This is a genomic window from Halomonas rhizosphaerae (genome assembly GCF_030010555.1).
Lineage (GTDB): Bacteria > Pseudomonadota > Gammaproteobacteria > Pseudomonadales > Halomonadaceae > Halomonas > Halomonas rhizosphaerae.
The window spans coordinates 124,978-149,801 of the sequence record NZ_JASCQP010000045.1; the positions used below are offsets into that span (position 1 = coordinate 124,978).

Genomic DNA, 24,824 nt, shown 5'->3' on the forward strand with positions numbered 1-24,824 from the left:
CATGGATGCGATGACGCTGCTGCACGAACGCAGCTCCATGGGCAAGCTGATGGGGCCGCCGCCGAGCCCCGAGCAGCTGGAGGCGATCTACCGGGCGGCCCTGCGGGCCCCGGATCACAAGGAGCTGCGCCCCTGGCGCTTCATCGAGTTCTCCGGCGAGGGCCTCTCGCGGCTCGGCGAGCTGTTCGCCGAGGCGGAGTTCCGCGAGGATCCCCACGTGGGTGACGCGGCCCTCGATGCCGCGCGCAAGAAGCCGCGGCGTGCGCCGATGATCATCGCGGTGATCGCCAAGGTTACGCCCGACATCCCCAAGGTACCGAGGATCGAGCAGGTGATCTCGGCCGGCTGCGCGGCCCACGGCATCCTGCTCGCCGCCCATGCCCAGGGACTCGGCGCCATGTGGCGCAGCGGCAAATACGCCTTCGATCCTACGGTGCGCAAGGGCCTGGGGCTTGGCGAGGAGGACGAGGTGGTGGCCTTCATCTATCTCGGGACGCCGGGCGGGCGCCACAGGCCGATCCCCGAGCACGACATCGAGGCCTTCGTGGAGCGCTGGGACTGAGCATGCGACAGATCGGCGTTCCCCACCCCCGCCTGCCGTTGCCCGTTGCCGGCGGCGAGGACGACATGGCCGACTTCCTCGCCTGGCTGGGCGAGGCGATCCCCATGGTCCCCGCGCTGGGCATCCGCCAGATGACGCGTGACGGCGACTGCCTGGCCTGGTCGCTATCGCTCACGCCCAGCCTGAACGACAAGGGTACCGGTTTCGGCGGGTCGCTCGCCGCCCAGACGACCCTGCTGGGCTGGTGCTGGACCACCCTCTGGCTGCGCCGTCACGGGCTTGCACGTGACGTGGTGGTGGCCGAGGCCAGCCAGCGCTTCCTGGCCCCGGTAACCGGCGACTATCGCCTCACCTGCGAGCCCGAAGCCGTCGATGGGCCCTCGGCCCTTGCCGAACGGCTGGAGCTGCGCGGCAAGGGTCGCATTGCCCTGGTCCAGCGTCTCTGGTGCGGCGAGACACTGTGCCTGGAAGCCCGCGGCGACTATGCCGTGCTGCCCGCCGCATGAGCCGGTGATGGAAGGAAAACGGCTTGCAATCGCGCACTTAAGTCGATAACATGTGCGCCGTTCTGGAGGAGAAGGCACGGCGCAGCTGAGGTCGCTCGATTCGAGAACCACAATGCGGAGGGGTGTCCGAGTGGTCGAAGGAGCACGCCTGGAAAGTGTGTAGGTCGAAAGGCCTCGAGGGTTCGAATCCCTCCCCCTCCGCCACGAATATCGGAAGAGCCGCTGAGACATCAGCGGCTCTTTCTTTTTCAGGGTGCGCCAAGGTCATGCGCATGACCTTCTGCCTGATTCTGGTCCGCCTCGCGGTCGCCTGGCCGGAACCGGGTCGTACCGGGGGGCCGTCGCATCCAGGACATGTTGGTAGCCTGGAATGAAAGGCGGCTTCTGTCCCCATCGAGCGCAGGCCCTCGCGAAGCATCACGTCGGTCAGGGCCGGTCAGAAGGGTGCGTCGCATGATCAATCGGCCGTCTCGAGACATGGGGGATTCTGTGCCGTGACGCTATGCCGCAACCCTCGGAATACATTGCCCCACCCAGGTCAGGAACCGTCGGTTGCAAGTCCTGGACAGGTCATGCCGCTCTGGGGCTGCGCGCGGGAATGACCTCAAGCAGGCCCGCGAAGAGCACGATGACACCTCCCGCGATCTCGAAGCCTGTCAGTGACTCATCGGCGAGGAGGGCTGCGGAGAGCGCCCCCACCAGCACCTCCGTCATCAGCAGGATGCTGACGCGTGCCGGCTCAAGCCGGACCGTCGCCCACATCAATGCCACAAGGGTCAAGCCCCACCAGAGGCCACCCGTCAGCAGTGCCAGCCCCGTGATCGTGAAAGCCTGACTCGAGACAAGGCTGGGCACCGGCTCAAGTGTCGGGGCGAGAACCAGCGCCGTCACTGCCGCGCCGAGGGCGAAGATGAAGGCGGCGGGCAGGGCCGTAATGGTGGATCGGGCGCGGATGCCGGTGGTGGAGAAAGACCAGAGGATACCGCCCATCAATGACATCCACTCACCTGCTCCCTGAGGCAGCGGTAGATTGCCGTCGGCCCCCAGCATGATGGCCAGTCCTGCCAGGCCCAGGACAATGGCGACAATGCGCAGGCGGGGCGTCGGCCAACCCATCAGGAAGCGGCCGATCAGCGTGCTCCACACCGGGCTGAGAAACCACAGCAGGATGATGATCGCGACTCGTCCATAGAGGAAGCCGATCGAGTAGAGCGCGAAAGCGGCACCGCCCAAGGCGACCGAGAGCAGGGCGATCGGTCGGGTTCGGGCCATTTGGCGGCGATGTCGAACGGCAAAGGGCAGAAGAAGTACCACCGTGCCCGCGGTGATGGCGGCTGTCCCCCAGGCGCCCGCCAGGCCCATCTCTCCCAGGGCGCGAACCGGTAGCCAGTAGAACCCCCATAGCACCCCCGTGGCGAGAACGATGGCGGAGGCGAGAAGCGTGTGCTGATCGGGTTGCATGAGACATGGCCTTGCTATTGCGTGAGGGCGGGGGCGAGTTGCTCCGCGCTAGCCGAACCATGGCGAGTCAGTGTGTTCCTGCGCGGAAGCCGTTATCGCCGAAACGGCCATAACGTAACTTTTCTTACCTTTGATGCGAGCGATGTCAGCTATTTTCCTTAATAAAGGGCATCATGCAATGTATTTGATCTATACATAGAGGTTAGATAAAGTTTCTTTTATGAAACGCCCTCTGCCTTCTCTCAATGCGCTTCGCGCCTTCGAGACTACTGCTCGCCATTCGAGCTTCGTGCCTGCTGCCGACGAGCTCCATGTCACGCCGGCGGCGGTGAAGCAACTGGTGCGCAAGCTGGAAGAGCACCTGGGCATAGCACTCGTCGAACGCAGTGGGCGCGGCCTGAAGGTGACGCCGGCCGGCCGTGTTGGCCTGGAATCACTGACGGCAGGCTTCCTGCAGATCGAACGGGCGGTTGGCCAGATGAGGGACTACCGTAACCCTCAACGCCTGGTCGTCTCCGCCGAACCTTCCTTCGCCACTGCCTGGCTGGTACCCCGGCTCGAGCGGTTCCGCGCCATGCATCCCGACATCGATGTGCTGATCGATTCCTCACTTCGCCTTGCGGATCTTGAAAGGGGCGCGGCGGACGTGGCGATTCGTTTCGGCGTCGCTCCGGAGAAGGGGGATGTGGCCTACCGGCTGTTCGACGAGAAGCTCTGTGCCTTCTGCAGTCCATCGCTGACCTCGCGCCATGAGGGATTGCGCCAGTTGGACGACCTCTCTCGCGCCACCCTGATTCACTGGGATACCTCAGCCCTGACCTGGGCCACGGCAACTCGGGCGTGGGTGGGGTGGGAGCCCTGGCTCGAGACGCTGGGAGCCGGACACATAGATGCTCGACGAGGGGTCAGCTTCAGCGACTACAACCTGGCCGTCCAGGCGGCGATTGCGGGACAAGGGGTCGTCCTTGGTAGCCTGCCGATACTGAGCGATCTGGTCGCGGCAGGGCTTCTGGTGCGTGCATTTCCGGACATCGTGGAGACGAGCATCGGTTACGATATCGTTGCGACCCGTGACGCCATCGGTAACCAGCAGGTTCAGAGTTTCATCGCCTGGACCAAGGCGGAAGCGGCAGCGGCAGGGCACGTGCAGCAGCCTCCCGCTGAATCGTCCCAGAGGGGCAGGACACGCCGGGTCCTGTAGGCCTGTAGGGAAGGTGAGGGAAGGCACCTCCTGAACCTGACGTGGCGTTCGCCACCGGGGATCTGCCGATCCGAAACATCATCCGGGCGGCGATCCGGCGCAACGTGATCGGCCTGCCGGCGATCATCGTCGCGCTCTGCCCTATTGTGCCGCTGGTGTTCGACGTCGCCTTCTGAACGCACTATCCGCCCCTGGGAGTGAGCGGTCCTATTCGTCGTCCTCCACGAATCGGTCCGGCAGGTTCTCGTCGCTGCCCGCCAGCCCGAAGGTGGCGCGTGGCGGATCGAAGCCCTCCTGTTCGCCGATCACCTCACCCGCCGTGGAAATGACGATGCTGCGCTTCTCCGCGTAGCAGTAATGATAGCGCTTGATCTCACCCCAGGTGACCAACTTGCCGCCGCTCTCCTGCATGTGGTCGCGGACCTTCTGGCAGGCGGCCGCCAGCCGTGCCTCCCATGGCAGTCGCCAGAAGCCGAGCGGGAACCTCAGCCGGCGGAAGTGCTCGGTGAAGGCCATGGCGAAGATCGGCGTGCCGGGGCCACGCACATAGTCGGTTTCGGCGAACAACCAGTGGCGAAAGGCCGCGCGGTCCTCAGCGAGTCGCTTCTCCAGGGTCTCGATGGCGGGCCGGGCGTTGGCCTCGTCGAGCCCGGCACAGCGGCACAGTGCCTCGAGAAAGCCGCGCTCGCCGTAGCGGGCATCGCGGTGCGTCTTCTCGAGGCCGAGATAGGGACTCTTCCGGATGGCGTGCAGATGCCCCAGGGCCGTCTCGTCGGCCGTCGTGTAGCCCATGCCACGCAGCACATCGGCGTCCGACAGGTGCTGGGTCCTGAGCAGCAGTTCCTGTTGCAGGTTCATGGTCATGGCCTCCCCGAGAGCGTGTGGGACGCGCAGTCGGCAGGGCGAGGGCCCCGGGATGCGCGCTGCGCCCCGAGAATGGCGGCATTGGTCAGCTCCGGTCGCACGACCTCGTCCTGGGCGAGGAGGGCGGCCAGGGTATCGCGACGCGACACCGATAAGGCGGCGACGTCGTCAACGGCGGTTGGGTTGTGCGAGGCGGTGGTGCGGTGCGTCATGATCGTCTCCATTTCCCCTGGTGTGCCTTGGAAAGCGTGGTTCGGCAAGCGCCGACCCAGGGGAGTGGAGTCGCACGCCGCTTTAGCTGCATTTCTATCCCGCCCGCAAGTTGGTGCTTAAATCGGCGGTGGCCCGAAGGCCCATCAACAAAAAACCCGCTTTTCATAAGCTAAAGCGGGCCTCTGGCGTCGCTTTAGCGGCATTTGTAGAGCGCCCGCAAGCTGAGACTCAAATCGGCGCTTTGGTAACGATAGCTAGCCTGGTCGTGAGATGTCAATGGTGGCTCGCGGTGATAGTGCGAGGGCTAGGCGATCTGTGGCAGACCAAAGCCCAGGTCACGAAGCAGGGTGGTGAAGGTCATCCAGCGCATGTCGTCGATCTCCGCATAGAGGCTGATCCTGGGGTGGGCTTGCTTGGCCTGCTCGATGGCATCGATGGCCTGCTGCAGGTCACGGGCATCGACCTGGCCGCTGGCAGGGCCGCGCCGTGGTGGCCAGACTGTAGTGGGAGAGGGCCGATGGAGAAGGGCGCCGGGGCCGGAGTTCTCGTTTCCACTCCAGGGGGAGAAGCCGATGCGTGACGATGTCGAGAAGGTTGCCGTGCCGCTGGACCGGGTGCGCCGTTACCTGGAGCCTGGCCCCATCGTGCTGGTCTCCTCGGCCTGGCGGGGGGAGCGTAACATCATGACGATGGGCTGGCATACCGTGATGGCCTTCTCGCCCTCCCTGGTGGGCTGCGTCATCTCCTCCGGCAATCACAGCTTCGACCTCATTCGCCGCAGCGGGACGTGCGTGATCAACCTGCCGACCACGGCCTTGACCGACCAGGTGATCGGGATCGGCAACAGCAGCGGCGCCGAGATCGACAAGTTCGACCATTTCGACCTGACTGCATCGCCGGCGACGGCCGTGGAGGCCCCGCTGATCGAGGAGTGCCATGCCCACTTCGAGTGCCGACTCGCCGATGACAGCCTGGTCGACCGACATGACTTCTTCATCTGGGAGGTGGTGGCGGCCCAGGCCCGAGCGACGCCAGCCTATCCCGAAACGCTGCACTATACGGGCGACGGTGTCTTCATGATGGCCGGCGAGATCATCGACCGGCGCAGCCAGTTCCTGCCGCAGATGCTGTGAGGGGACCATCGCCATCGGCAGCATCCGCTCCGGCATGGGGTAAGGGGCTCGCCCCGTCGCTTCTCCCGAGCGGGGCCGGATTGGGGATGGACGTCGATTGGGCTATGCTGGGCCTCATGCCGAGGGCGTGGCATGCCACCCATCACCAGGGAGAGATTCTCCATGTCGTTCCGTCCCCTTCTTGCCGGCCTGCTGTTCGCGCTGCCGCTGGCGGCCGTTGCCGAGTCTCCGAACATCGAGCCGGGCCAGTGGGAGTTCACCAGCAACACCTTCGTGCAGGGTGACCTGCCGATCCCCGACCAGACCGAGACCCATCAGGAGTGCATCGCCCAGGGCGACATCGACGACGAGGAGTTCAGTTTCATCCATGAAGAAGAAGGCTGCGAGCTGCTCGAGCACGAGGTCACGGTCGACGGGCTGGACTACCGCATGGTCTGCCGTGCCGAGGGCGGCGAGGCCGATATTATCGGCCGCATGGACTTCCTCGGTGAGCGCGTCGAGGGCAACGTCGACATCCTGGTCGACTCGCCCGTAGGTGAGATGAAGATGACCACGACCATGGAGGGACGACGCATCGGGGATTGCTGAATCCTCGTCCCGACTCCAACGACGAAGGCCACCCCGCGGGGTGGCCTTCGTCGTTGGTATGCCCGCCCGGTCAATAGCCGGCGGGCGTCTCGCCCAACTCCCGTTCCAGGCGGCGTGCCACGTCGCCCGGAGAACCGGTGCGCCGCGCCAGCAGGTCGTAGGCGACCGGAACCACGAAGAGGGTGAAGAGGGTGGCAGCGGCCAGGCCACAGAGGATCACGGTGCCGATCACCAGTCGGGTCTCGGCGCCGGCGCCACTGGAGACGATCAGCGGCACAGCGCCGGCCATGGTGGTCACCGCGGTCATCACGATGGGGCGCAGCCGGGTCACGGCAGCTTCCACCAGGGCCTCGTGGAAGGCCACGCCCTGGTCGCGCAGCTGGTTGGCGAATTCCACGATCAGGATGCCGTTCTTGGCGGCGAGCCCCACCAGCATCACCAGCCCCACCTGGCTGTAGATGTTCAGCGACTGCCCGGTGAGGTAGAGCCCCAGCAGGGCACCACAGATCGCCAGGGGCACGGTGAGCATGATCACGAAGGGATGCACGAAGCTCTCGAACTGCCCGGCCAGCACCAGGAAGACCACCAGGATGCCCAGCCCCAGCAGGAAGCTGGTAGCACCGCTGGCCTCCTGGTAGTCCCGGGAGGCCCCCTTGAGGTCGGTCTGGGCCTCGGGGGGAAGGATCTCGTCCACCGTGGCTTCCAGGTAGGCCAGAGCCTCGCCGAGCGGATAGCCGCTTTCCAGGTCGGCCTGCAAGGTGATGGCGCGGATGCGGTTGAAGCGATTGAGGGTGCTCGGCCCGGCGAAGTCAGTGAGAGAGACCAGGTTACCCAGGGGAATCAGCTCGCCGGTGCGCTCCGAGCGCACCCGGATATTCTCCAGGGCCGAGGGACTGGGCCGGGCACCGGGTTCCCCCTCGAGGATCACGTCGTACTCCTCGCCGTCGTCCACGTAGCGGGTCACGCTGCGTCCGCCCAGCAGCGTCTCCAAGGTCCGGCCGATCTCCGTGATGGTGACCCCCAGGTCGGCGGCGCGAGTGTAGTCGATGTCCACGCGCAGCTGGGGCTGGTTCTCCTCGTAGTCGCTGTCCAGGCCGGTCAGCCGCGGATTGTCCTCACGGACGTGCGCCATCAGGGTGTCGCGCCACTCGGCCAGCTGCTCATAGGTGCCGCCCCCCAGCACGAACTGCACGGGCTTCTCGACGCTTGACCCGAAGCCCTGCCGCATCACCGGGAAGGCACGCACCCCGGGCAGGTCGCCGACCGTCTGGCGCACCTCGTCCATGATCGCCCAGGCCGAACGCCGGCTGCCCCAGTCGGCCAGGTTGACGATCACGAAGCCGCTGTTGAAGTTCTCGATGTTCCCCCACCCGCGCGGCGCGCGGACCACCACGCGCTCGATCTCCCCGGCTTCCACCATGGGCAGCAGCCGGGCCTCGATCTCGTCCATGTAGTCGAGCATGTAGTCGTAGGTGGCGCCTGGCGGGCCGTTGACCAGCACCCAGAAGTTGCCGCGGTCCTCCCTGGGAGTGTACTCGTTGGGCAGCTCGCCGTTCAGCCATACCATGCCGCCGATGATGCCGAGGAACAGCGCCAGGACCAGCAGGCGCAGCTTGAGGACCCGCTCGAGCAGCCGGCGATAGACGCAGCGCGAGTGTTCCAGCACCCACTGCACGCCATGGGCCAGTCGCCCCTCGTGCATGTCCGCCTTGAGGATCTTGGAGGCCATCATCGGCGTCAGGGTCAGCGCCAGCAGGCTGGAGATGGCCACGGCCGCGGCCAGGGTCAGGGCGAACTCCGAGAAGAGCCGGCCGATGTCGCCCTGCAGGAAGCTCAGCGGCACGAACACCGCGATCAGCACCAGGGTGGTGGCGATCACCGCGAAGGCGATCTGGCGAGTGCCGCGGAAGGCGGCCACCAGCGGGGTCTCGCCGTGGTCGTGCATGCGGCGGTGGATGTTCTCCAGCACCACGATGGCGTCGTCGACGATCAGCCCGATGGCCAGCACCAGCGCCAGCAGGGTCAGCAGGTTGATGGTGAAGCCCATCACCGCCAGGGCGGCGAAGGTGCCGATCAGGGCGATGGGTACCGTGACCGCCGGGATCAGGGTGGTGCGCAGGTTGCCGAGGAACAGGAAGATCGCCACCACCACCAGGCCCATGGCGATGAACAGAGTCTGCACCACCTGGGAAATGGCGCCGGAGACGAACACCGAAGAATCGAAGTTGAGGCGCAGCTTCATGCCCTCTGGAAGGGTATCCTGCAGGCGCCCCATCTCCGCCTGTACCCCCTTGGAGATCTCCAGCACGTTGGCAGTGGACTGCTTCATCATGCCCAGCCCCACCATGGGGGTGCCGTTGCCACGGAAGATGGTGCGTGCCTCCACGGCCCCGATCTCGACTCGGGCCACATCCCCCAGGCGCACCAGGTAGCCGTCGCGTCCCTGGTCGAGCACCAGGTGTCGGAAGTCCTCGGGGGTGGCGAAGTTGCGTGGCAGGCGCACGATGAACTGGCGCTCCCGCGACTCGATGGCCCCGCCGGGCAGTTCCACGTTCTCGGCGCGCAGGGCATCCTCCACGTCACCGGTGGTCAGGTCGCGGGCCGCCAGGGCATCGGCATTCAGCCAGACCCGCATGGCATACTCTTGCCCTCCGCCGATCCTGACCTGGGAAACCCCGGGCAGCACCGAAAAGCGGTCCACCAGGTAGCGGTTGGCGTAGTCGGTGAGCTCGGCCATGGAGAAGCCCTCACCGGACAGCGACAGCCAGATCACCACGTCGGAGCTGGAATCGGCCTTCTGCACCTCCGGCGGGTCCGCTTCCTCGGGCAGGTTGTCCAGCGAGCCCGAGATGCGGTCGCGGATGTCGTTGGCGGCCGCATCGATGTCCATGTCCAGGCCGAACTCCACGCTGATGCTGGAGCGGCCGTCCTCGCTGGAGGAGGAGATCACCTCGATGCCAGAGACGCCGGAGATGCGATCCTCCAGCACCTGGGTGATGCGCGTCTCGACCACGCTGGCCGAGGCGCCGGGGTAGCGGGTGTCGATGCCGACCACCGGCGGATCGATGGAGGGGTATTCCTGCAGCGGCAGGCGCTGCAGGGCCAGCAGCCCGAAGGCCACGATCAGGGCCGCCAGCACCACCGCCAGCACCGGCCGCTGGACGGAAACGTCGGAGAGGCGCATCAGCCGTTCGCCTCCGCGGCGTCACGCCCACGGCGCAGCAGCTCGGGGATACTGGTCTCGTCATCGAGGACCCCCAGCAGGCGAGTCGGTTGGCCGTCGCGGACCCGTTCGGTGCCATGGGCCACCACCAGTTCGCCGGCCTCGAGTCCCTCGAGCACCTCCACCTCGCCCTCACGGCGGGCACCGATGACCACCCGACGCCGTTCGACCCGGTACTGGTCCGCCTCGTCCAGCACCAGCACGAATTGACGTTCTCCCTGGGGAATCAGCGCCGATTCGGGCATCACCAGGGTCTCCCGCGGGGCACGCTCGACCACGACCCGCATCAACATGCCGGGTCTCAGGCGGTGATCGGGATTTTCGAGCGCGGCACGCACCGTGACGCTGCGGCTGACCGGGTCGACGCGGGCGCCGATGGTGGCGACCTCGCCCGCGAAGGTGGTGTCAGGAAAGGCGCCGCTGACCGCGGTCAGCGGCAGGCCTGGCGCCACCTGCCCCAGGGCGAGCTCGGGCAGGGTGAAGTCGAGCTTCATGATGTCCAGCTTGTCCAGGGTGACCAGTTCCGTGCCCGGGGAGACGAGGGCACCGACGCTGACATCGCGAAATCCCACCACGCCGTCGAAGGGGGCCATGATGCGGTAGTCGGCCAGCCGGGCCTCCAGGGCCTGGATCTCTGCCTCGGCCTGGCGAAGCCGCGCCCGGGCATCCTCCACGTCGGCCCTCGGCGCCAGGTTGCGATTCTGCAGTTGCGCCAGACGGTTCACGGCATTGCGACGCTCGTCACGCCGCGCCTGGGCGGCCCGCAGGTCGGCCTGGGCCTCGTCATCGGCCAGCCGCACCAGCAGCTGGCCGGCCTCGACGGTGTCGCCATCGCGGAAGTTCAGTTCGCGGATGGTGTCGGTGACGGTGGCCGAGAGCGTCACGCTCTCGTCGGCGTGCAGGGTGCCCAGGGCCTCGAGGGGGTCGGACCAGGCCGCCATGCTGGCGCGGGCGGCGATCACCGCGGTGGGCTGCTGGGCGGCCAGCATCGGGGAAAGCATCACTGCTGCCAGGCCGAGCAGCAGGAGCAGGCGAGTACGCGATGGGATCATGGAGTGGTCGTTCTTGTCGGTGAGCGGTGAGCGGGCGCCCGGTCCGTCGGGTCGCTTCCCTGAAGCCTAAACGCCTGGCAGCGAGAGAGTGTGACAACAATGCACAAGCGTTCTAGTGTCTCTTAACTGTACAAGACATGTACAGCAATGGGAAATGTAACAGGCGGCCTGGCGCCGGCTCGATGCCGGTCGGCGACACGGCGACGGGCTGCTAGAATGCGCGGCCTGGATCGAGACCCCGCGGGAGAGCAAGGTCGTGACATACGATGTGGTAGTGATCGGTGCCGGTGCCGCCGGGCTGATGTGTGCACTCACCGCCGGCTACGCCGGACGGCGGGTGCTGGTGGTCGACCATGCCAACAAGGCGGGCAAGAAGATCCTGATGTCCGGCGGAGGGCGCTGCAACTTCACCCACCTGGCCTCGGGGTCTGCGAACTTTTCCTCGGAGAATCCCGCCTTCTGCATCTCGGCGCTCAAGCGCTACCGCCCCGAGCACTTCGTCGAGCTGGTGGAGCGCCACGGCGTGGAGTACGTGGAAAAGACCCCGGGGCAGCTGTTCTGCGCCGACTCCTCGAAGGAGATCCTGCGCGTGTTGCTCACCGAGTGCGACTGGGCGGGGGTGGAGCTGCGCCTGAAGACCGCCGTCGAAGGCGTCGAACGGCGCGGGGAGGGCATGCGGCTGGCGACCTCGCTGGGGCCCATCGACTGTGGGGCCCTGGTGGTGGCGACGGGGGGACTGTCGATCCCCACTATGGGGGCCAGTGGCTTCGGCCATGACATCGCCCGCCAGTTCGGGCTGGCGGTCACTGAGACCCGGGCCGCCCTGGTGCCCTTCACCCTGACCTCGCAATGGAAGGCGCGGGCCGAGGCACTGGCCGGGGTCAGCTGCGAGGTGGCCGCGACCTGCCGCGGGAAGACCTACCGCGAGCCGATGCTCTTCACCCATCGCGGGCTCTCGGGGCCTGCCATGCTGCAGATCTCCAGTGTCTGGCACCCCGGGGACACCCTCTCCATCGACCTGCTGCCGGGCGTCGATGCCTTCGAGGCGCTCTGCCGCGCCCGGCGCGAGACGCCGAAGCGGCGGCTTTCCACCTGGCTGGGGGAGCGTCTGCCGAAGCGTCTGGCCCAGGCGCTGGTCGAATGGCATGACGACGATGGGGTGCTCGCCGAGTACGGCAATGACCGCTTTCAGGCCTGGGCCGAGGCCCTGCAGGCCTGGCAGATCAAGCCTGCCGGCACGGAGGGCTGGCGAACCGCTGAGGTGACGATGGGGGGGGTGGATACTCGGGCCGTCTCGTCGAAGACCTTTGCCGTCCCGGCACTGCCCCAACTGCGCTTCATCGGCGAGGTGCTGGACGTCACCGGCGAGCTTGGCGGCCACAACTTCCAGTGGGCCTGGGCCTCCGGCGTGGCCTGCGGCAACGCACTCTAGCGCCACACCTTCCCTGTTCCGGGACTATGCTGCTCTCAGGCAGGAGAGAGTGGGGAGGGCCGACATGAGCATGACGTCTGTTCACCGCGACGCGCGGGGCGACGAGACATCCTGTGGTGAGCGCATCATGATGGAGGCGATTCGCCAGGGCGAGGTCGATGGCTGGGGGGCCGTACGCCTGACCGAGGTGGCCGCCCGCCTCGAGCTGTCCACGAGTCGGCTGTTGGCCGAGTACCGGGATCTCGATGCGGTGGCCAATGCCTGGTTTCGCAGGGGCTGGCTGGCGATGCTGGACGAGCCCCCCGAGGGGTTCGCCGCGTGGCCCGAGCGCTCGCGCCTCGAACACTGCCTGCGGGCCTGGTTCGAGGCCTTTGCGGCCCATCGCCGAGTCACCGTCGAGATGCTGTGCCACAAGGCACACCCGCCGCATCTGCATACCTGGGTGCCGATGGTCTTCGATCTGTCACGGACCATCCAGTGGCTGCGCGAGGCGGCCAGACTGGAGGCCCGCTACGGCAGTCGCCGCGCCCAGGTCGAGGAAGTGGCCCTGACGGCCCTGTTCGTGGCCACCCTGGCGGTCTGGGCTCGCGACGACAGCGACAACCAGGCCCGTACCCGACGCTTCCTGGCGAAGCAGCTGAGCAGGGGCGAGGGCTGGATGAAGTGGGTGCCGGGTGGTCACGTCAAGGCGCCGGTCGAGGCGATGTTCTAGGGCCTGCCGTGATCAGAGGAAGCGCCCACCGGAGGCGATGGCCACGGTGGCAAGGCCCAGGATCAGGTTGATGCCGATCAGCCGGCGGATCTGCCCCAGCTGCCGACCGCCCGCGGGCCAGTCCTCGCCGGCCACGGCCCGGCCCAGGCGAGGGTAGGGGGCGAACCAGATGTGCAGGAAGATCGCCATCATCGCCAGCCCCGACACCAGCATCAGGTGGACATGGACGCCCGCGCTGCCCATGCCGCCGAACACCCCGAACAGCATCCACAGCCCCGTCGCCAGCAGCACCACCACGGCGGCCCAGACCCAAGGGAAGAAGCGCTGGAAGGCGCGGTACCAGAGGGTCAGGCGCTGGGGAGGCTCCAGCAGTTCCACGGCCACTGGCCGCAGGATCATCCAGGCGAAGAACATGCCGCCGACCCAGATCGTGGCGGCCAGGAGATGCAGGGTGATGGCAAGGGACATGGCTGGGTTCCTTCGGGCGGTTAGGGCGTGGCAGGGGATGCGGCGGGGCCGTGCCGCCGGTCAGCCTACAAAGGGTCAGCGCAGCAGCCGGCGCGCCTTCTTGACGAGCAGTGCCCCGGTGGTCAGGCGGCCGACCAGGCGCACGACACCGCCGGGGCGTCGCACGCCGCGGTAGAGCAGCAGCCCCCCCACCGCCAGCAGCGGGGTCCTGAAGCGCATCAGGGTGTGCCATCCCCGGTCAATGGACCGGCTCGCCGACTGCCAGCGGCTGGCAGCCACCAGCAGGTCCACGCGCTGCTGCTCGATGGCGTGTTCGAGTTCGGCCTTGCGGGCCCGGCGTTCAGCGCGATTCACGCGACGTCTCCACCAGCTCGCGGTCGCTGGCCAGATGGCGCAGGGTGCCGGCCAGCAGGGTACGGCGCCGTGCCAGCTGCATCACCCTCAGGGCGAGCAGACTCCCGCTGCCCAGCAGCACCAGGGCGCTCACCCCGATGGCGGCCAGCCGATGGGTCTCCCAGAAGGCAACAATCACCAGGGTGGTGAGGACGCCGATGCCCAGCAGCAGCAGGATCAGGCTCAGCCCAGCCAGCATCATCAGGCCCATCAGCCGGGCGCGTTCCTCCTCAAGCTCGAGCACGGCGAGGCGCAGGCGCGTCTCGCCGATGTCGAGCAGGCTGCCGAGCAGCCGCTTACCGGCAGCGAACAGGCGTTGAGCCGGTCCCTGGCTCGCCGACATCAGCGCCGCCCGATGAGCATGCCGACGACCACCCCCACGCCAGCGCCGATGCCGATGCTGGTCCAGGGGTTTTCGTGGACGTAGCGGTCACAGGCCTCGGCCTGCTGGGTGACATTATCCCGGGCCTCGCCGTAGAGGCGCTCTCCGCGGCTCTCGAGACGTTCGCGGGTCTCTTTAAGGCGCTTCTCGGCGCGGTCGCGCAGTTCCTTGATGTTGCTGCGGGAGTCATCGGCGGTGGCGTTGACCAGCTCCTCGATGGTCTGGGTGAGGTGGTGCAGGTCTTCCTTGAGCTGCTGGGTGGATTCGCTGGCACGGGGCGCTTTATTGGCCATCGGGGTCTTCCTCTGACGGTGAATGACAGGCTCAGCATAGCAGTCGGCGGGGCGACTTCAATGCATCCGACCTTGGCCCGGGTCAGCGTTGGGGTTCCAGGCTGCCGGCGGAGAACAGCGGATTGAGGCTGAACCCCAGGCTCAGGCGGTGATTGCGCCGGTCGTAGTCGATCAGGCTCTCCCCATAGCCGTAATAATACTGCACATGGCCGCGGATGCTGCCGAACAGGGGCCAGGAGTAGTCCACCTGGGTGCCCATGCGACTGTCGCTGGGGTTGCCGCGCAGCATCAGGCTCAGCTCGTTGTCGCCGTTGAGCCGATGCGCCAGGGTGATGTCACCATAGCCGAGGTACTTGTGGATGTCGGGATTGTCGTCCTCCTCCTCGGACTCCGGGATGCGCCAGTGAGGCGCCAGGGTCAGGGCCCAGTCGTCGTTGACAATGGTGGACTCGAGGATCAGCCGGTTCCAGCTGCGTGACAGCGGGTCGGAGCGTCCGTTGGACTGGTGGTTGAACGCCAGACGGTTGTTGATGTTGGTCCAGCCCAGCAGTGACCAGCGGTTCTCGAAATCGATGAAGACTTCCGGCTCGTAGTTGGTCTCGCGAAAGGGCGAGGAGGCATCCGCATTGAAGGCCTGCCACCAGCTGCGCTGGGTATAGGCGAAGTGCAGGTCGCCGCCGTAGTCGCCGAACAGGTCCTCCACCAGGTTGAACTTGGCACTGAACTGGAACTTCATCTCCGCCCGGTCAGGCGAGCTGCGGTCGGTGATATTGCGGAAGATCTCGTCGTTGGTACTGGCGTTGTAGCTCAACGGGAACCAGTAGTTGCGCCGGTGGGTGGTGATGGCGAAGGGGTTCTGCGCGGACTCGCGTTCGAGCTGGCGTCGCTCGTCCACTGCCTCCTCGAGTTCCTGGTCGGCGGCCTCTTCGACGAGGGCGGCGGCCTGGGTGCCCTGGCCATCGGCGGCGGTCAGCTGTCGACGCAGTTCCCCCATCTCCTCCTGCAGGGCGGCGATGCGGGCCTCGATGGCCTCGCGCTCGGCCTCGCTCAACGGCTCGGCGGCCATGGCGGTCGCGTTCAGGCCTGCCAGCGTCAGGGCAGCGGCGAGGAGCGGAAATCGGGCAGACATCATGGTCAGGCACCTGGTAAGGGTCAAAAGGCCGTTTCTATCACGCCAGTGTGGCAAGTCAACTGTACCGCCATGGCGACAGGGCAGCATTGCCATGCAGGCCCCGCGGGCCGAGAATCGTGCACGGGTCCATCATAACCGAGGCCGCCCATTGAATGCCTTTGAACATCACTGCCGCTTGAGCGTTGCCTTCCGGCGCGTCCTGATGCTCGTGCTCCTGAGCGGGCTGGGGTGGCTGGGGATTGCCACCTCCTCCCCCACGTTGGCCCAGGACGTCGCCCCGCTGGAGGAGCCCCCTCCGGAACTGCCCTCGCGCGAGGAGATCGAGTCGCGCCTGGAGGAGCGCCAGCCGGCAGAGGGCGAGACCGCCGGAGAGGGCGCGCAGCAGGAGATCGAGGCATTGAATGCCGCCCTCGAGGCCCTGCAGCGGCTCGAGGCGGTGAGGGAGGAGCTGTCCCGCCTCGAGACGCGCGTCCAGGAGGCGCCCCAGGAACTCGAGCGCCTGCAGCGCGAGCTGCGCGAGATGGAGCGGGCGGACCAGGAAGAGACCTTCGATGAGCTGGAAGCCCTCTCCCTCGAAGCGCTGGAGGAGCGCCGCAAGGAGGCCGAGGAGGCCCTGTCGGGCTTCCGGGATCGTCTAGCCGAGGTCTCCACGAGGCTGCTGAGTGCCCAGACCCTGCCGGATCGGGCCCAGCAGGCCATCGGCGAGGCGATGCAGCAGGCCGACGAGAGTCGGCGACGGCTGGAGGAGTTGGACGACAGCCAGGTCGCCGAAGATGATCCGAGTCGCTGGCAGCTGCGCATCCAACGCGAACTTGCCGAGCAGACCCTGCAGCTTCATCAGCGTGAACTGGCCACCAACACTCGCCTGCGGGAGCTGGACCAGGAGCATCGCGACCTTCTCGAGCGCCAGGTCGCCAGCCAGGAGGCCCGGCTGGCCATGCTGCAGGGCATCATCGACCGACGCCGTCGCGAGGAGTCCGAGCAGGCCATCGCCGAGGCGGTCAGCGACGACGAGGGGGAGGGCGTCATCGGCCATCCCGTGGTACGCCAGGCCCGGGAGATCAACCGTACCATGAGTCTGGAGCTGCTGCGCGCCACCGACCGTGCCAATCGCCTGGTCCGGGAGGGCCTGGAGGTGCGTCGCCAGTTCGACCGGGTACGCCAGCTGCAGCGCAGCCTCAACGAACAGATCGACGCCATCCGCGGCAGCATGCTGCTGTCGCGGATCCTGCGCGAGCAACGCCAGACGCTGCCCCGGGTGGAGGAACGGCGCGGCCTGCAGGACGAGATCGCCGACCTTCGACTCAAGCAGTTCGAGCTAGGCCGACAGCGTGAACAGCTGCGCGAGGGCGAGAAGCTGGCGCGCCAGCGGATCGAGGAGGGCGACGCCGAAGCCTCGCCGGCCCTGGTCGATTCGCTGCTCGAGCTCTACCAGGCCCGTCGCGAGCTGGTCGACCAGCTGGAACAGGCCTATGGCGAGATGCTCAGCGCGGCTATCGACCTGCAGCTCAACCAGCAGCAGCTGCTGGCCACCAGCCAGGAGTTGCGTGCCACTATCAACGAGCAGCTGTTCTGGATCGCCAACAGCCGGCCCCTGGGCCTTGCCTGGCTGGGCAACCTGCCGGAGAACCTCGCCATGGAGTGGCGCGAGGGAGAGTGGCGCGCGGCACTGCCGGTGAACTGGCGGCTACCGGATGCCCAGGCTCTGCTCGGCCTGCCGGTGCTGCTGGCGGCGCTGGGGCTGGTCGCCGGTCGACGGCGGATCCGTGCCCGCCTGACACGCCTGCATCAGGAGGTCGGTCATCTCAAGAGTGACTCCCAAGCGCATACCCCCCAGGCGGTGGCCCTCAATGCCCTGCTGGCCCTGTTCGGGCCGTTGTGTGTGCTGGCCGTAGGCCTGGCCCTGCTGGTGGGCACCGAGGGGGTGGCTCAAGGCACAGGGCACGCGTTGCTCCACCTGGCACTGGCCTGGGCCGTGATTGCCTGGGCGCGTAACCTGCTGTTCCAGGGCGGGGTGGCCACCCGCCACTTCTTCTGGCCTCCCGGCTATGCCGCGGCCCTGCGCCGCTGGCTTCGGTGGCTGGGGGTGGCCCTCGTGCCGGTGTTGCTGATCGGTCCCCTGGCCCGGGATGCCGGGGTCGACCTGAACCAGCGGCCGCTGGCCCTGGGTCTGCTGCTGAGCGGTCTGCTGGCCATGAGCCTGGTGCTGACCAAGCTGATCCTGGCCCACGTGCCCTTCTTCGGGGTCAAGCTGTTCCGGCTGGTCCTCGGCCTGGCCATCGCGCTGGTCCCGCTGGTGCTGGCCGGGCTGATCGTCTATGGCTTCGAATACACGGCGCTCAGCCTGCTGGGGCGCTTCGTGATCACTCTCTACCTGCTGGGACTCTGGATCCTGGTTGAAGCCACGGTGATCCGTGGCCTGGCCGTGGCGGCCCGCCGTCTGGCCTATCGCCGGGCCCTGGCGCGGCGGCGGGCCCAGGCCCAGGAGAGCGCAGAGGGTGGCCTGGAGGTGGTCGAGGAGCCTCCCCTGGACATGGAGCAGGTCAACCAGCAGTCGCTGCGCCTCTCCAAGCTGATCCTGCTGATCGGCTTCATCCTGGTGCTCTACCTGGTGTGGTCCGACCTGCTCTCCGTCTTCAGTTACCTGGAACAGGTCACCCTCATCGAGCCGGGAGAGGGCGAGACGGTGGCGGGCATGGTCTCGGTGGCCGACATCATCACCGCACTGCTGGTAGTGGTGCTGACGCTGATGATGGCGCGCAACCTTCCTGGGCTGCTCGAGGTGAGTGTACTCTCCCGCCTGGAGCTCAAGCAGGGCAGCGCCTATGCCATCAGCTCGCTGCTCGCCTACACCATCGTCGGCGGGGGGGTGGTGACTGCCCTGGGGACCCTGGGCGTCTCCTGGAGCAAGCTGCAGTGGCTGGTGGCGGCGCTGGGTGTGGGCCTGGGCTTCGGCCTGCAGGAGATCTTCGCCAATTTCGTCTCGGGGCTGATCATCCTCTTCGAGCGGCCGGTGCGCATCGGCGACACCATCACCCTGGGCAACCTCACCGGCACGGTGAGCAAGATCCGCATCCGTGCCACCACGGTGACCGATTTCGACCGCAAGGAGATCATCATCCCCAACAAGACCTTCATCACCGACCAGTTGATCAACTGGTCGCTCTCCGACACGGTCACCCGGGTCGTGCTCAGCTACGGGGTCGCCTACGGTTCGGATCATCGCCTGGTGCATCGCCTGCTGAGGCAGGCCGCCGACGAGAATCCGAGGGTGCTGATCGACCCCGAGCCTCAGGTGTTCTTCATGAGCTACGGCGATAGCACCCTGGATTTCGAACTGCGCATCTTCGTCAACAGCCTCGGCGACCGGCTCTTTGCCACCGACGAGATCAACTGCCGGGTAGGCGAGCTGTTCGCCGAGCACGGCCTCGACATCGCCTTCAACCAGCTCGATGTCTGGCTGCACCGTGCCGGCGGCGAGACGAACCGGGTCCAGAGCGTCTCTGCCGGTCCGGTGATTCCCCCCGAGCATCCTCCGCCCGGGGCCGGTGGTGATCCGGGGAATTTCGATGGCGGTGATGGCGGTGGGGGCGACGCCGGACGTTAAGCGGCAGGCCCTGGTACCAAGGGGTTGTATGAAGGAGAGCGCCGCTGTCAGCGCCTTACGGCGTGGAGGAGGAACTCCCGGTTGCCGTCCCCGCCGAGCAGGGGGCTCGGTTGCCAGTGCAGGACCTCGAAGCCGAGCCCGGCGCAGCAGTCGCGCAAACGCGCCTCCACCTCGGCATAACGGCCGGAGTCTATCACCAGGCCGCGTGGGTTGACGCCGCCTGGCCCCAGCTCGAACTGTGGCTTGACCAGGCTCAGCAGCTCGCCGCCTGGCGGCAGCAGGGCGGCGAGATCGGGCAGGATCAGCGTCTGTGAGATGAAGGAGACATCCATCACGGCGAGGTCAGGGCCCGCGGCGGCCAGGCCATCGAAGGCCGCCTTAAGTCGGGGCTCGCCGGCCATGGCGCGCGCATTGAGCCCTTCCAGGTAGGTCACGCGGGGATCGTCACGCAGTGACGGGTCGAGCTGGTCATGGCCGACCTCCACCCCGATCACGTGGCAGGCACCAAAGCGCAGGGCGCAGTCGGTGAAGCCGCCGGTGGACTGGCCGACGTCGAGCACCAGGCGGTCATCGAGCGTCAGCTCGAGCGCCTCGATCAGCGCCTCCAGCTTGAGGCCCGCCCGGGAGACATAGCGCTCCTCGGGGTCCTCGTCCACGTCAAGTCGAGTCTCGTCGGCAAGCTTCTCCCCCGGCTTGGTGAGCACCTTGCCGGAGTCGGCCAGGTGCACCCGGCCATGGCGGATCAAGCGCTGGGCGCGGGTACGGGAACGTGCCAGGCCCTGGGTGACGAGCAACTGGTCGAGGCGCGGCATGGCCGGGTCAGGGGGCCTTATGGCCCCTCGTCGGCCTGCAGCTCGGTCGGGGAAATCCGGTCGGCACCCCAGCTGCGGTGGATGTAGCCGGTCACTCGGTCGAGTTCCTCCTGGGTGATCCTGGCCAGCTCGCCCCGCTCCAGCGGGTCGTAGTGGAAGATGTAGAGGCGCGAGGCGAACTGCTCGAAGGGCAGCGAGGACTCGCCGAAGCGTTCGCCGCTGCCGGCGGTGCTGACCTTGATGCCATCGCCCCAGTCCTGGCCGCTGTCGTTGTTGGGGTTGTAGAAGTAGACGCGCATGGTATCGCTGGGGTCGAGCGTGACGCGCAGCAGCGTGATGGCATGCCAGCCGATGAAGCGGGCCGCGCTGTCGGTCACGGCGATGCCGGCCGGCTGGGGATGTATCAGCGGCTGGTTGCCGTTGTAGTAGGGGTGATAGCTGGCATAGAAGTGGCGCAGGAAGTCGTCCAGGTCGTGCAACTGGCCGGTGGCCACGTCGACGTTGATGCGAAAGCCGCGTCCCGACCACCAGCCGTGGAACTCCGGGTTGACCCAGCGGTGCGGGTCGCCCTCGCGGTCGAGGCAGCGCCGCCCCATCTCGGCGTAGATGCGGTCCAGGTGCGGCACGACCAGCAGCGAGACCGGGTCCAGGTCCATCGGCAGCTCCTTGGCCACCCCGGAGAGGCTGGCCATGGAGGAGAGGGGCATGCCCTCGAAGTGCATGATGATCTCGTCGTCACGCGCCGCCCAGGTGACCATCTGCAGCAGGTAGTCCGGGTCATTGTAGGCCCACATGGAGAGGGCACGGGCGGACTGGCAGGTCGGGTTGTTACCCTGTCCCACGCCCAGTGGCAGGCCGAGCATGCACAGCACACCTTCCAGCAGGCGGGCACGCGGCGAGGCGCTGTCGCCGAAGGCCAGGTTGAGCCTCGCCTCGGACCAGTCCGACAGCCTCAGCCCCAGCTGGCGCCACATGGCCGGAGCCACCGGTGGCTGGTAGAGGATGCCGCGCTCGAGCATCAGGGCCAGCCCGTAGACTGCCTGGGGCGTGGTTGGATACACCGCCCCGCGGATCAACGCATGGACCAGTTCGCGATAGCAGAGCAGGCAGTCACGCCCGGTGGACGACAGCCCCAGGGCCTCGGCGAGCAGGTGGTCGCTGTGGTCGAGCAGGTAGCGCAGCAACACGGCGTGGTAGGGCGAGACCAGGCTGGTATCGTGCATGGCCCGGGCAAACCCGGTGGCCTCGTACTGCAGGGCGCCGCTGTCCATGCTCGACAGGCGCTCGCGGTAGGTCTCGATGCCGGGATCCTCGCGGCACGCGAGCGTAGGGCCGTACAGGGAGCTGACCAGGCGGTCGGCCCCCTGGCCGCTGGACCCCAGGTCGATCTCGGGATTGGCCTGGCAGATGGCGATCTGGGTGATCATCTGCTTGATCGTGTCCACCTGGATCGGCCGCTGTTGCAGGATCCGCCAGATCTCGGCGATCAGCCGGTCGATCACGTGTTCATAGCCGATGCGCTCGGCCAGGTGGTGGAACAGGTGGCGGGGAATCTGTGCCAGACGCCCCTGGGTCTCCCGTTCGGCCTCGGTGGGCGCGCCGAACAGCAGCCAGAGATTGAGCGCCATCACCTGGGTCAGGTAATGGTGGGCCTGCTCCTCGGAGAGCAGAGGGTGGAGGTAGTCACCCTTGGCCACGGCGAGGATGCGTAGCTCGCTGATCGCCTCGATCACCACGACATTGGCGTCGGGACTCTTCAGCGCATGGGTGGTGAGGGACGGTACCAGGTATTGAGGGGTCTCCCAGTCGGAACCGAGAAAGACCCCCGCCTCCTCGAGAATCCGCGCCCGCTGCTCGATGGCTTCGCAGCCGCCCTCCTGCAGCATGACCCGTCGAGCCGTATCCAGGACCCTGGGCAGCTTGCCCGGCTTGGCGAACTCGCGTGACTCGGCCAGCAGGGTGATGGCTTCATCGAGTTTCTTGAGCAGGCCAGCGAGCTTGTCGCTGGCCGGTTGCGGCGTACTGGCGTCTTGCATATCTCGAGGCGTAGTCACGCCGACTCCTTGTCGTCAGGCTGTCACACTTTCCATGACGCCTGTGTCAGACATAGAAATCAAGCTCTTCCATGTGCTTGAGCAGTTCCTTCATGCGCGCTGCCTCGTCGCCCTTGAAGTAGACCAGGCCCCAGTGGGTACCGAAGGCGGTCCGCTTGGTGACGGTTTCCTCCATGGGGGGCGTCAGCTCGTGGGACTCGAAGTAGGGGTCGTCCTCGACCTCCTCGGGAATCTCCAGCTTGCTGACCACGCGGCGGCGCGGATAGACCCCGAAGCAGCCGGCGTAGCCGTCGGCATCTACCACCTCCTTCGGGAAGAAGGCCTTTACCTCCTCGTCGGTGGACTTGGGGTCGAACACCAGCATGGAGGCCTGATAGGCATTGAAGCCATAGACCCGCTCGAGCAGTTCGAAGACCTTGAAGCCCGGCGGACGGTAGGCCACTTCGCCGAAGTACATCTCGCCGTCATTGGTGACGAAGTACTCGGGGTGGATCAGGCCGAACTCGATGTCGAAGGTCTTGATCAGCTTCTCGATCTGGGCGGTGATCTGGGGGCGGTACTTCTCGAGTTCCGGCGAGGCCGGCACGAATACCGAGTAGCCCAGCGTCACGTATTCGGAGATGTTGAGGAAGACGATCTTGCCGTCGTGGATCCAGGCCTCCACGGCGAATTCCCAGCCATCGAGGTGCGATTCCATCAGCACCGGGAATTCCTCGTCGGGGATGGTATCGACCTCGTCCGGGGTGCGGATTACCCGGTGCCCCAGGCAGCCGGCCTTGTCGAACGCCTTGAGGTGGATGGGGTCGTTGGGATCGCCGTCGAGCTTGAGCAGGGTCTGGTTGACCCGCTTGAGGAAACGCACGACATCCTCCTTGTCGTGGGCTTCCTCGAAGATGCCCACGCGGATGCCCCCGAGCTGGGCACGACGCTTCATCAGCGCCTTGTCGCGCAGCAGCAGTGACTGGCCATAGAGGCGCGGGTTGTCGAGCAGCACCGAGTTGATGGCACCGGCCCACTCCACGGTCTCCTCGAACATCGGGATGGCCACGTCGACGCCCATCTCGTTGAGGGTCTCGGCGATCTCCATCGAGCGATCATTGAGGCGCTCGAAGTTCCAGGGCACATAGGGAATATCGTGTTTCTGACAGTACTCCTCTGCCCAGTCAGGGGCGACCACGACATAGCGTCGATCGAAGTTCTCGGCGGCCTCGATGGCATTCAGGCTCCAGCCCAGCAGGGCAATATAGCCCTTGTTCGGATCCTTCTTCATGGTGCGCCTCCGTGATAAGCATTGGCGTAAATTGTTCATTCACCATACACGAGCAAAGCGATTTCCTCATCCTTGCGGCGCCGGCCAGCCAGGCTGAATGCCCTCGGCCCTTGTGGCCGGGGCCGGGCGTTGATATAGTGCGCACCGCTCGATGCCGGCTCGAACCGACCTCGAACGAGCGATGCCATCGGCATCCTGCTGTGGTGGCCCCGTCGGTCCTCCCGCAACGCTAGACCGCAAACCCCGCCAGGCCCGGAAGGGAGCAACGGTAGTGGTGGACGCGTGTGCCGGGATGTGGCTGTCGGGGCCGCCTCCATTTCTAGGCATCCAATTGATTCAAAGGCTTTTTTCGCCACCGGCTTCGTCAAGAAGACAATCGCAGACACTTGACGCCTGCCAGACTCCCTCCCTGCATCATTCGCACCCGTCAGCGCCTATTCCATTTCGGTATCATCAGTCCCTCCTGTCAGCCGGGGTCACGACGTGTCGACCGATTCGTTCCCTGCGGTGTCAGTAATGAGGTGCCTTGCTCATCGCGCTGCCCACCGTGACGTGACCTGCTTCCTGCCTCGCGACGCGGGGTGCTAATCTCGTGTCCCCGAGAGCATAGAGCCGCCCTCTGGGTCTTATCCTGCCTGTCACCGGGAGTGAACCACCATGAACGCGAGCCGTATTCTCGACCAGATCATGAAACAGGCCGGCGGTAGCCGGCAGGGCAGCGGCCAGTCGGGCGGCGGCCTGGATGTCCAGGGGATGATCGATAGCCTCTCCTCGCAGCTCGGCGGTAGTGGCGGCCGGAAGTCGGGGCAGGGCAGCGGGGTCGACGTGAAGAGCCTGCTCGGCGGCGGTGCCCTGGGCCTGCTGGTCGGCTCGAAGCGTGGCCGCAAGCTGGGCGGCAAGGCCATCAAGTACGGCGCCATTGCCGGCGTCGGCATGCTGGCCTGGAAGGCCTGGCAGAACTCCCGGGGCGATGCGCAGGCCGACACCGCCCGGGAAGGCCATGCCATGGAGCAACTGGAGGGCGATGCGCGGGAGCAGCGCAGCCTGGAGCTGCTGCAGGCGGTGATCATGGCGGCGCGGGCCGATGGCCACATCGATGACCGCGAGCGCGCCCTGATCACCGAGCAGATCGACGGCCTGGGCGCGGATGCCGAGCTGCACGACTGGGTACAGCGTCAGCTCGAGGCGCCACTGGATGCCGTGGCGCTGGCCCGGCAGGCGGACTCGCCCCAGGCCGCCCGCGAGATCTACCTGGTCAGCGTGGCGGTGGCCGACGCCCAGAACCCCATGGAGCGGGCCTGGCTCGACCAGCTGGGTGGCGCGCTGGGGCTCGACGACGGCATGAGGCAGGAACTCGAGCGCCAGGCGCTGGGGGCGGCGTAGGCCGATACTGTCTGGGTCGTCGTCGGGGCATCGTGTCTTGAGTTCGCCCTGATCAGAAAAGTACAAGAAGGGGGCGCCGTGCT

At 66.7% G+C, this 24,824-nt stretch carries 23 protein-coding genes, 1 tRNA gene and 1 other RNA gene; 12 read left to right on the forward strand and 13 right to left on the reverse strand.

Going from position 1 to position 24,824, the window contains the following annotated elements; all coding sequences use genetic code 11:
• The first annotated feature begins 1 nt into the window (after window position 1).
• The 3 genes from QLQ83_RS19030 to QLQ83_RS19040 all read left to right on the forward strand — a co-directional run bounded on the left by QLQ83_RS19030 (window position 2) and on the right by QLQ83_RS19040 (window position 1,272).
• Window positions 2-562 carry a nitroreductase family protein gene (locus QLQ83_RS19030; protein ID WP_282737050.1) on the forward strand — a complete coding sequence of 187 codons (561 nt, stop codon included), beginning with the start codon at window positions 2-4 and terminating at the stop codon, window positions 560-562.
• Window positions 563-564: 2 nt separating this feature from the next.
• Window positions 565-1,068, forward strand: coding sequence for a YiiD C-terminal domain-containing protein (locus tag QLQ83_RS19035; RefSeq protein ID WP_282737051.1), 504 nt, complete (start codon window positions 565-567; stop codon window positions 1,066-1,068).
• A gap of 116 nt (window positions 1,069-1,184) precedes the next feature.
• Window positions 1,185-1,272: transfer RNA gene (locus tag QLQ83_RS19040), tRNA-Ser, on the forward strand.
• Window positions 1,273-1,638: 366 nt separating this feature from the next.
• Here QLQ83_RS19040 and QLQ83_RS19045 read toward each other — a convergent pair.
• Window positions 1,639-2,529, reverse strand: a complete 891-nt coding sequence (locus QLQ83_RS19045) for a DMT family transporter (protein ID WP_282737052.1) — start codon at window positions 2,527-2,529, stop codon at window positions 1,639-1,641.
• A gap of 220 nt (window positions 2,530-2,749) precedes the next feature.
• On the opposite strand from QLQ83_RS19045, the gene QLQ83_RS19050 reads away from it, so the two are divergent.
• Both QLQ83_RS19050 and QLQ83_RS19055 read left to right on the forward strand, forming a co-directional pair.
• Window positions 2,750-3,730, forward strand: coding sequence for a LysR substrate-binding domain-containing protein (locus QLQ83_RS19050; RefSeq protein ID WP_282737053.1), 981 nt, complete (start codon window positions 2,750-2,752; stop codon window positions 3,728-3,730).
• 41 nt (window positions 3,731-3,771) lie between these two features.
• Entirely contained in the window at window positions 3,772-3,906 is a 135-nt protein-coding gene (locus tag QLQ83_RS19055) for a hypothetical protein (RefSeq protein ID WP_282737054.1), read from the forward strand.
• Between the two features lie 31 nt (window positions 3,907-3,937).
• On the opposite strand, the gene QLQ83_RS19060 is transcribed toward QLQ83_RS19055, so the two are convergent.
• Complete coding sequence (locus tag QLQ83_RS19060; RefSeq protein ID WP_282737055.1) at window positions 3,938-4,588, reverse strand: hypothetical protein; 651 nt, start codon at window positions 4,586-4,588, stop codon at window positions 3,938-3,940.
• Window positions 4,589-4,590: 2 nt separating this feature from the next.
• Window positions 4,591-4,806, reverse strand: coding sequence for a hypothetical protein (locus QLQ83_RS19065; protein WP_282737056.1), 216 nt, complete (start codon window positions 4,804-4,806; stop codon window positions 4,591-4,593).
• Window positions 4,807-5,379: 573 nt separating this feature from the next.
• Between QLQ83_RS19065 and QLQ83_RS19070 the strand changes: the two genes are divergently transcribed.
• Both QLQ83_RS19070 and QLQ83_RS19075 read left to right on the forward strand, forming a co-directional pair.
• On the forward strand, window positions 5,380-5,940 hold the full coding sequence (locus tag QLQ83_RS19070; RefSeq protein ID WP_282737057.1) for a flavin reductase family protein: 561 nt from the start codon (window positions 5,380-5,382) through the stop codon (window positions 5,938-5,940).
• Window positions 5,941-6,102: 162 nt separating this feature from the next.
• Window positions 6,103-6,528, forward strand: coding sequence for a DUF3617 domain-containing protein (locus QLQ83_RS19075; RefSeq protein WP_282737058.1), 426 nt, complete (start codon window positions 6,103-6,105; stop codon window positions 6,526-6,528).
• 70 nt (window positions 6,529-6,598) lie between these two features.
• On the opposite strand, the gene QLQ83_RS19080 is transcribed toward QLQ83_RS19075, so the two are convergent.
• A complete protein-coding gene (locus QLQ83_RS19080; RefSeq protein ID WP_282737059.1) occupies window positions 6,599-9,712 on the reverse strand; it encodes an efflux RND transporter permease subunit in 3,114 nt (1,037 codons plus the stop codon).
• Window positions 9,712-10,803, reverse strand: coding sequence for an efflux RND transporter periplasmic adaptor subunit (locus QLQ83_RS19085; RefSeq protein WP_282737060.1), 1,092 nt, complete (start codon window positions 10,801-10,803; stop codon window positions 9,712-9,714). Before QLQ83_RS19085 ends, QLQ83_RS19080 begins: the two co-directional genes overlap by 1 nt.
• Before the next feature lie 256 nt (window positions 10,804-11,059).
• Between QLQ83_RS19085 and QLQ83_RS19090 the strand changes: the two genes are divergently transcribed.
• Both QLQ83_RS19090 and QLQ83_RS19095 read left to right on the forward strand, forming a co-directional pair.
• On the forward strand, window positions 11,060-12,235 hold the full coding sequence (locus QLQ83_RS19090) for a BaiN/RdsA family NAD(P)/FAD-dependent oxidoreductase (RefSeq protein WP_282737061.1): 1,176 nt from the start codon (window positions 11,060-11,062) through the stop codon (window positions 12,233-12,235).
• A gap of 64 nt (window positions 12,236-12,299) precedes the next feature.
• A complete protein-coding gene (locus QLQ83_RS19095; protein WP_282737062.1) occupies window positions 12,300-12,947 on the forward strand; it encodes a hypothetical protein in 648 nt (215 codons plus the stop codon).
• 12 nt (window positions 12,948-12,959) lie between these two features.
• Here QLQ83_RS19095 and QLQ83_RS19100 read toward each other — a convergent pair whose 3' ends face one another.
• The 5 genes from QLQ83_RS19100 to QLQ83_RS19120 form a co-directional block, all read right to left on the reverse strand.
• Complete coding sequence (locus QLQ83_RS19100) at window positions 12,960-13,415, reverse strand: CopD family protein (protein WP_282737063.1); 456 nt, start codon at window positions 13,413-13,415, stop codon at window positions 12,960-12,962.
• A 75-nt stretch (window positions 13,416-13,490) separates the two neighbouring features.
• Window positions 13,491-13,769: a YqjK-like family protein gene (locus QLQ83_RS19105; protein ID WP_282737064.1), complete on the reverse strand. Its 279-nt coding sequence runs from the start codon at window positions 13,767-13,769 to the stop codon at window positions 13,491-13,493.
• On the reverse strand, window positions 13,756-14,151 hold the full coding sequence (locus QLQ83_RS19110; protein ID WP_282737065.1) for a phage holin family protein: 396 nt from the start codon (window positions 14,149-14,151) through the stop codon (window positions 13,756-13,758). The genes QLQ83_RS19105 and QLQ83_RS19110 overlap by 14 nt, the downstream gene beginning before the upstream one ends.
• Entirely contained in the window at window positions 14,151-14,483 is a 333-nt protein-coding gene (locus QLQ83_RS19115; protein ID WP_282737066.1) for an ElaB/YgaM/YqjD family protein, read from the reverse strand. The genes QLQ83_RS19110 and QLQ83_RS19115 overlap by 1 nt, the downstream gene beginning before the upstream one ends.
• An 82-nt stretch (window positions 14,484-14,565) precedes the next feature.
• Window positions 14,566-15,612: a phospholipase A gene (locus QLQ83_RS19120; protein WP_282737076.1), complete on the reverse strand. Its 1,047-nt coding sequence runs from the start codon at window positions 15,610-15,612 to the stop codon at window positions 14,566-14,568.
• A gap of 205 nt (window positions 15,613-15,817) precedes the next feature.
• On the opposite strand from QLQ83_RS19120, the gene mscK reads away from it, so the two are divergent.
• The gene (mscK, locus tag QLQ83_RS19125) at window positions 15,818-19,222 is read left to right on the forward strand and encodes a mechanosensitive channel MscK (RefSeq protein WP_282737067.1); all 3,405 of its coding nucleotides are present in this window, start codon (window positions 15,818-15,820) and stop codon (window positions 19,220-19,222) included.
• Between the two features lie 47 nt (window positions 19,223-19,269).
• On the opposite strand, the gene QLQ83_RS19130 is transcribed toward mscK, so the two are convergent.
• The 3 genes from QLQ83_RS19130 to QLQ83_RS19140 form a co-directional block, all read right to left on the reverse strand.
• A complete protein-coding gene (locus QLQ83_RS19130) occupies window positions 19,270-20,034 on the reverse strand; it encodes a TlyA family RNA methyltransferase (protein ID WP_282737068.1) in 765 nt (254 codons plus the stop codon).
• Between the two features lie 17 nt (window positions 20,035-20,051).
• Complete coding sequence (locus tag QLQ83_RS19135) at window positions 20,052-22,070, reverse strand: hypothetical protein (RefSeq protein WP_282737077.1); 2,019 nt, start codon at window positions 22,068-22,070, stop codon at window positions 20,052-20,054.
• A 64-nt stretch (window positions 22,071-22,134) separates the two neighbouring features.
• The gene (locus QLQ83_RS19140; protein ID WP_282737069.1) at window positions 22,135-23,358 is read right to left on the reverse strand and encodes an ATP-grasp domain-containing protein; all 1,224 of its coding nucleotides are present in this window, start codon (window positions 23,356-23,358) and stop codon (window positions 22,135-22,137) included.
• A 210-nt stretch (window positions 23,359-23,568) separates the two neighbouring features.
• On the opposite strand from QLQ83_RS19140, the gene ffs reads away from it, so the two are divergent.
• Window positions 23,569-23,665: signal recognition particle sRNA small type (ffs, locus tag QLQ83_RS19145), an RNA gene on the forward strand.
• Between the two features lie 350 nt (window positions 23,666-24,015).
• Window positions 24,016-24,741 carry a tellurite resistance TerB family protein gene (locus tag QLQ83_RS19150; RefSeq protein WP_282737070.1) on the forward strand — a complete coding sequence of 242 codons (726 nt, stop codon included), beginning with the start codon at window positions 24,016-24,018 and terminating at the stop codon, window positions 24,739-24,741.
• Window positions 24,742-24,824 lie beyond the last annotated feature (83 nt).

Bases quoted from the DNA above. Each gene is read 5' to 3' on its own strand.
- QLQ83_RS19030 (WP_282737050.1), top strand. From the start codon at position 2: ATGGATGCGATGACGCTGCTGCACGAACGCAGCTCCATGGGCAAGCTG.
- QLQ83_RS19035 (WP_282737051.1), top strand. From the start codon at position 565: ATGCGACAGATCGGCGTTCCCCACCCCCGCCTGCCGTTGCCCGTTGCC.
- QLQ83_RS19045 (WP_282737052.1), bottom strand. From the start codon at position 2,529: ATGCAACCCGATCAGCACACGCTTCTCGCCTCCGCCATCGTTCTCGCC.
- QLQ83_RS19050 (WP_282737053.1), top strand. From the start codon at position 2,750: ATGAAACGCCCTCTGCCTTCTCTCAATGCGCTTCGCGCCTTCGAGACT.
- QLQ83_RS19060 (WP_282737055.1), bottom strand. From the start codon at position 4,588: ATGAACCTGCAACAGGAACTGCTGCTCAGGACCCAGCACCTGTCGGAC.
- QLQ83_RS19065 (WP_282737056.1), bottom strand. From the start codon at position 4,806: ATGACGCACCGCACCACCGCCTCGCACAACCCAACCGCCGTTGACGAC.
- QLQ83_RS19070 (WP_282737057.1), top strand. From the start codon at position 5,380: ATGCGTGACGATGTCGAGAAGGTTGCCGTGCCGCTGGACCGGGTGCGC.
- QLQ83_RS19075 (WP_282737058.1), top strand. From the start codon at position 6,103: ATGTCGTTCCGTCCCCTTCTTGCCGGCCTGCTGTTCGCGCTGCCGCTG.
- QLQ83_RS19080 (WP_282737059.1), bottom strand. From the start codon at position 9,712: ATGCGCCTCTCCGACGTTTCCGTCCAGCGGCCGGTGCTGGCGGTGGTG.
- QLQ83_RS19085 (WP_282737060.1), bottom strand. From the start codon at position 10,803: ATGATCCCATCGCGTACTCGCCTGCTCCTGCTGCTCGGCCTGGCAGCA.
- QLQ83_RS19095 (WP_282737062.1), top strand. From the start codon at position 12,300: ATGAGCATGACGTCTGTTCACCGCGACGCGCGGGGCGACGAGACATCC.
- QLQ83_RS19100 (WP_282737063.1), bottom strand. From the start codon at position 13,415: ATGTCCCTTGCCATCACCCTGCATCTCCTGGCCGCCACGATCTGGGTC.
- QLQ83_RS19110 (WP_282737065.1), bottom strand. From the start codon at position 14,151: ATGTCGGCGAGCCAGGGACCGGCTCAACGCCTGTTCGCTGCCGGTAAG.
- QLQ83_RS19115 (WP_282737066.1), bottom strand. From the start codon at position 14,483: ATGGCCAATAAAGCGCCCCGTGCCAGCGAATCCACCCAGCAGCTCAAG.
- QLQ83_RS19120 (WP_282737076.1), bottom strand. From the start codon at position 15,612: ATGTCTGCCCGATTTCCGCTCCTCGCCGCTGCCCTGACGCTGGCAGGC.
- mscK (WP_282737067.1), top strand. From the start codon at position 15,818: ATGCTCGTGCTCCTGAGCGGGCTGGGGTGGCTGGGGATTGCCACCTCC.
- QLQ83_RS19130 (WP_282737068.1), bottom strand. From the start codon at position 20,034: ATGCCGCGCCTCGACCAGTTGCTCGTCACCCAGGGCCTGGCACGTTCC.
- QLQ83_RS19135 (WP_282737077.1), bottom strand. From the start codon at position 22,070: ATGCAAGACGCCAGTACGCCGCAACCGGCCAGCGACAAGCTCGCTGGC.
- QLQ83_RS19140 (WP_282737069.1), bottom strand. From the start codon at position 23,358: ATGAAGAAGGATCCGAACAAGGGCTATATTGCCCTGCTGGGCTGGAGC.
- QLQ83_RS19150 (WP_282737070.1), top strand. From the start codon at position 24,016: ATGAACGCGAGCCGTATTCTCGACCAGATCATGAAACAGGCCGGCGGT.